The sequence below is a fragment of the Streptomyces sp. SID14478 genome, assembly GCF_010548525.1.
GTDB lineage: Bacteria > Actinomycetota > Actinomycetes > Streptomycetales > Streptomycetaceae > Streptomyces.
The window spans coordinates 1-4,456 of record NZ_JAAGMG010001087.1; the positions used below are offsets into that span (position 1 = coordinate 1).

Genomic DNA, 4,456 nt, shown 5'->3' on the forward strand with positions numbered 1-4,456 from the left:
CTAGTACGAGAGGACCGGGACGGACGAACCTCTGGTGTGCCAGTTGTCCTGCCAAGGGCATGGCTGGTTGGCTACGTTCGGAAAGGATAACCGCTGAAAGCATCTAAGCGGGAAGCCTGCTTCGAGATGAGGACTCCCACCCCCTTTGAGGGGTTAAGGCTCCCAGTAGACGACTGGGTTGATAGGCCAGATCTGGAAGCCCGGTAACGGGTGGAGGTGACTGGTACTAATAGGCCGAGGGCTTGTCCTCAGTTGCTCGCGTCCACTGTGTTGGTTCTGAAACCACGAACAACCCCGTACATGGTCACGTACGGTGCGGTTGACAGTTTCATAGTGTTTCGGTGGTCATAGCGTGAGGGAAACGCCCGGTTACATTCCGAACCCGGAAGCTAAGCCTCACAGCGCCGATGGTACTGCAGGGGGGACCCTGTGGGAGAGTAGGACGCCGCCGAACTAATTTTGAATGGAAAAGCCCCGGGCCGGGATACGGTCCGGGGCTTTTCTGCGTTTACCCGCATTCTTTGGGAGCCTCCGTTGGGGGCTCCTTTTTGATTTCTCGGGGGTGGTCAGAGGCGGCCGGCGGACTTTAGGGCGAGGTAGGCGTCGGCCAAAGCGGGAGCCAGTTCGGAAGGGGTGGCGTCCACGACCGTGACACCGTGACGGGTGAGTTGGTCGGCGGTGCGGAGGCGTTCTGCTTTCGCCTGCGCTGCTGAGGCCGCGTCATAGACGGCTTCTGTGGTCCCTCGGGACGCGGCCATCGTGTCGATGGCCGGGTCGGCGACCGAGGCGACGATCACCGTGTGGCCCTTCGTCAGACGGGAGAGGACCGGGAGAAGGCCCTCTTCGACCGGGGCTGCGTCCAGGGACGTGAGAAGGACGATGAGGGAACGACGCGGGGCCGTGTGCAGAGCTGTGGCGGTGAGGCCGCGGGCATCTGTCTCGACGAGTTCTGGCTCCAGGGGGGCCATGGCGTTGACCAGGGCAGGGAGGACGTCGCCTGCTGTGCGGCCCTGGACGAGGGAGCGGATGCGGCGGTCGTAGGCCAGGAGGTCGACGCGGTCGCCGGCGCGGGAGGCCAGGGCGCCCAGGAGGAGGGCCGCGTCCATGGAGGCGTCGAGGCGGGGAGCGTCGCCGACACGGCCCGCTGAGGTACGGCCCGTGTCGAGGACCAGGAGGATGTGGCGGTCGCGCTCGGGACGCCAGGTGCGGACGGCGACGGCGGACTGGCGGGCTGTCGCGCGCCAGTCGATGGAGCGGGTGTCGTCACCGGGAACGTACTCGCGCAGGCTGTCGAATTCGGTGCCCTCGCCCCTGGTCAAGACGCTGGTGCGGCCGTCGAGTTCACGTAGCCGGGCCAGTTTGGAGGGGAGGTGCTTGCGGCTGTGGAAGGGCGGCAGGACGCGGACCGTCCACGGGACCTTGTGTGTGCCCTGGCGGGTGAAGAGGCCCAGGGGGCCGTACGAGCGGATCGTCACGCGGTCTGCCTGACGGTCGCCTCTGCGGGTGGGCAGGAGGCGGGTCGTGAGACGGCGGCGTTCGCCCGCGGGGATCGTCACGCGATGGCGGGACGCGTCGTGTTCGGCGCCCGGGCGCCAGGCGCTGGGCGGCCAGGCGTCGCGGACGTGCCCACGCAGAACACGCCGCGAGGGATTGGTGACGGTGAGCGTGACGTCGGCCGGGTCGCCGAGGCGTACCGAGGTGTCGCCGGAGCGCGTCAGGCGTAGTCGGCGGACCGGGGCGGCCAGGGCGAAGTCGCAGGCGCAGGCCAGGGCCAGGGGGGTGTTGACGGCGAGGATGCCCGTCCAACTGGGCTCCCAGATCCCTATGGGGAGGGAGCCCAGGGCGGCGAGCAGGGCCGTGCGTCCGGTGAGGGCCATGTCGAAGTCGTCTCCGGCCTCGGTCGATTCAGCGGGGGACGGGGACGTGGGTCAGGAGGGCGTTGATGACCGAGTCCGGGGTGACTCCCTCCATCTCCGCCTCGGGACGCAGCTGGATGCGGTGGCGGAGGGTGGGGAGGGCCAGGGCCTTGACGTCGTCGGGGATGACGTAGTCGCGGCCGGTCAGCCAGGCCCAGGCGCGGGCCGTCGCCAGGAGGGCCGTGGCGCCTCGCGGGGAGACGCCGAGGGTGAGGGACGGAGATTCGCGTGTGGCGCGGCAGATGTCGACCACGTATGCCGTGATCTCGGGGGAGATCGTCGTCTTTGCCACGGCGGCCCGGGCTGCTTCCAGGTCGGCTGCCGTGGCCACCGGACGGATGCCTGCCGCGTGCAGATCGCGGGGGTTGAAGCCGGCCGCGTGGCGGGTCAGGACGTCGATCTCGTCCTGGCGGGTGGGCAGTGCGACGTTCAACTTGAGGAGGAAGCGGTCCAGTTGGGCCTCGGGGAGGGGGTAGGTGCCCTCGTACTCGACCGGGTTCTGGGTCGCCACCACCATGAACGGATCAGGGAGCGGGCGCGGCGTGCCGTCGACCGTGATCTGGCGTTCCTCCATGGCCTCCAGGAGGGAGGACTGGGTCTTGGGAGGGGTCCGGTTGATCTCGTCCGCGAGGAGGAGGTTGGTGAAGGCCGGGCCCGGCTGGAAGGAGAAGCGCGACGTGTGGGTGTCGTAGACGAGCGAGCCCGTGATGTCGCTGGGCATGAGGTCGGGGGTGAACTGGACTCGTTTCGTGTCGAGTTCGAGGGATGCGGCCAAGGCGCGTACCAGGAGTGTCTTCGCTACGCCGGGGACGCCTTCGAGGAGGACGTGGCCGCGGCAGAGCAGGGCCACGACCAGGCCCGTGACGGTGGAGTCCTGGCCGACCACGGCCTTGGCGATCTCCGTGCGCAGGGCTTCCAAAGAGGCCCGTGAGCTGCGGGGATCGGTCGTGGGCCCGGCGTTGTCAGTGGTCGGGTCCATCATGAATGGCGTACCTCTCTTTCGAGGGCGTCGAGGTGGTCGGCGAGTGCGATGAGCGCTGCGTCGGTGGCCGGAGGTGGGCCGAAGAGGAGGGTGTGCAAGTCCTGGTCGGGCGTCGGGAGTTGGCGCGCCAGGGCGGGCAGGAAGGTCTCGGGCGTGTGGGCCTGGGACGGGGGGACGCCGATTAGGGGGGCGAGTCGGGTGCGGGTGGAGATACGCAGGGCCGTGGCGGCGCGGTCGCGGGCGTTCGCCTTGCGGTAGAGGCGGGCGCGGCCTTCGACGGTTTCGGAGGCGCGGATCGCGACGGGCAGGCGCTCGGCGACCAGGGGGCCCATGCGGCGTGCGCGCCACAGGGCGGCGAGTGCTGCCGCGATGAAGAGCTGCAGGGTGCCCCAGAGCCAGCCGCGGGGGATCAGGTCGATGAAGCTGCGGTCGTTCTCGGAACGGGTGGCCGCGGCGTCGTCGGAGAGGGAGGGGAGGTACCAGACCACATGGGTGCGGGTGCCGAGGAGTTGGAGGGCGAGCGAGGCGTTGCCCTGCTCGTCGAGGTGATCGTTGAGAAGGATGTCGGGGGAGCCGAGGACGACCGTGTCGCCGTGGCCGGTGGCCGCGGGCAGGCGCAGGAGCGTGGGAGCGCCCGCGCTCGGGTAGCAGGAGTCGGTGTCGGTGAGCGTCGTCTCGTAGCGGTAGCCGCCGCCGGTGCCGGCCTTGCCCGCGGTGCGTGCCGCGGGCAGGTCGCAGGAGGGGGCGAGCGCGGAGTCCGAGGTGGGCTCGGTGTCCGCGGTGACCCCGGGGGCCAGCCGGTCGACGGATGCGGCGCCGGGGGCGACGAGGAGCGTGCGGCCGCCGGAGTCGGCGGTGGCGGCCTGGAGTTGGTCCTGCTGGTGCGCCGTGAGCAGGTCGGGGACGGCGACCAGGAGGGTCGTGTCGGGGCCGGTCGCCGCCCGGGCCTCGGCGGTCGTGGTGACCAGGCGGGTGTCGACGCCGCGGTCGGCGAGGAGCGCGGCGACGGCTCGGCTGCCGTACTGGTCGGCGGAGCGGGGGTCGAGGGTGCCGTGCTTCTCGCCGGAGCGGATGGCCGCGATGGTCACGCCGGCGATCAGGAGGAGGACCAGGGCGAGGGCGATGCCTCGCGTGCGGGTCCAGACCTGGCGGGCCGTGGGCGTGGCGGAGGTGTCGTCCGGGGCTGGTTCCGGCGTCGGCGGAGCGGTGAGCGTGGCAGAGGGCGTGCCGGTCGGCCGGTCGCCCGGGGCGCCGCTGTCGTGGCGCGGGTTCGGGGTGTGCTGTTCGGTCACCGGGGCGCTCCCGGGGCGGCGGTCAGGGACGGGGTCGTGCGGTCCACCTCGGAGTCCAGGGCCGTCAGGCGCTGGTACGTGTCAGGGGTGGCGGTGCGCCCGCCGTACGTGACGTCGTCGAATTCGCGGGCCGCGGCGTGCAGGCGCTCCGCGTGCTGGGGGAGCGGGCGCGCGGCTTCCGTGGCGGCCTCGTCCGCGGTGCGGCCGGGGCGCGGGTCCAGCAGGGCGCGTTCCTCCAGGGCGCGGACCAGGGCGCGCATGCGCTC

At 70.9% G+C, this 4,456-nt stretch carries 4 protein-coding genes and 2 rRNA genes; 2 read left to right on the forward strand and 4 right to left on the reverse strand.

The genetic code is table 11. The annotated features are described in order from the left end of the window. Together G3I40_RS35385 and rrf are read left to right on the forward strand one after the other, a co-directional pair. Positions 1–250: ribosomal RNA gene (locus G3I40_RS35385) — 23S ribosomal RNA — on the forward strand; the annotation flags it as partial. Positions 251–337: 87 nt separating this feature from the next. Beyond that, positions 338–454: ribosomal RNA gene (rrf, locus tag G3I40_RS35390) — 5S ribosomal RNA — on the forward strand. Between the two features lie 112 nt (positions 455–566). Here rrf and G3I40_RS35395 read toward each other — a convergent pair. The 4 genes from G3I40_RS35395 to G3I40_RS35410 form a co-directional block, all read right to left on the reverse strand. Continuing rightward, positions 567–1,877, reverse strand: a complete 1,311-nt coding sequence (locus G3I40_RS35395) for a DUF58 domain-containing protein (RefSeq protein WP_164558940.1) — start codon at positions 1,875–1,877, stop codon at positions 567–569. 28 nt (positions 1,878–1,905) lie between these two features. After that, positions 1,906–2,895, reverse strand: coding sequence for a MoxR family ATPase (locus G3I40_RS35400; protein WP_203645358.1), 990 nt, complete (start codon positions 2,893–2,895; stop codon positions 1,906–1,908). Continuing rightward, positions 2,895–4,190, reverse strand: a complete 1,296-nt coding sequence (locus G3I40_RS35405; protein ID WP_164558942.1) for a DUF4350 domain-containing protein — start codon at positions 4,188–4,190, stop codon at positions 2,895–2,897. Before G3I40_RS35405 ends, G3I40_RS35400 begins: the two co-directional genes overlap by 1 nt. Beyond that, positions 4,187–4,456, reverse strand: a 270-nt coding sequence (locus tag G3I40_RS35410; protein ID WP_164558943.1) for a DUF4129 domain-containing protein, incomplete at its 5' end; no start/stop codon positions are given. The genes G3I40_RS35405 and G3I40_RS35410, both read right to left, overlap by 4 nt.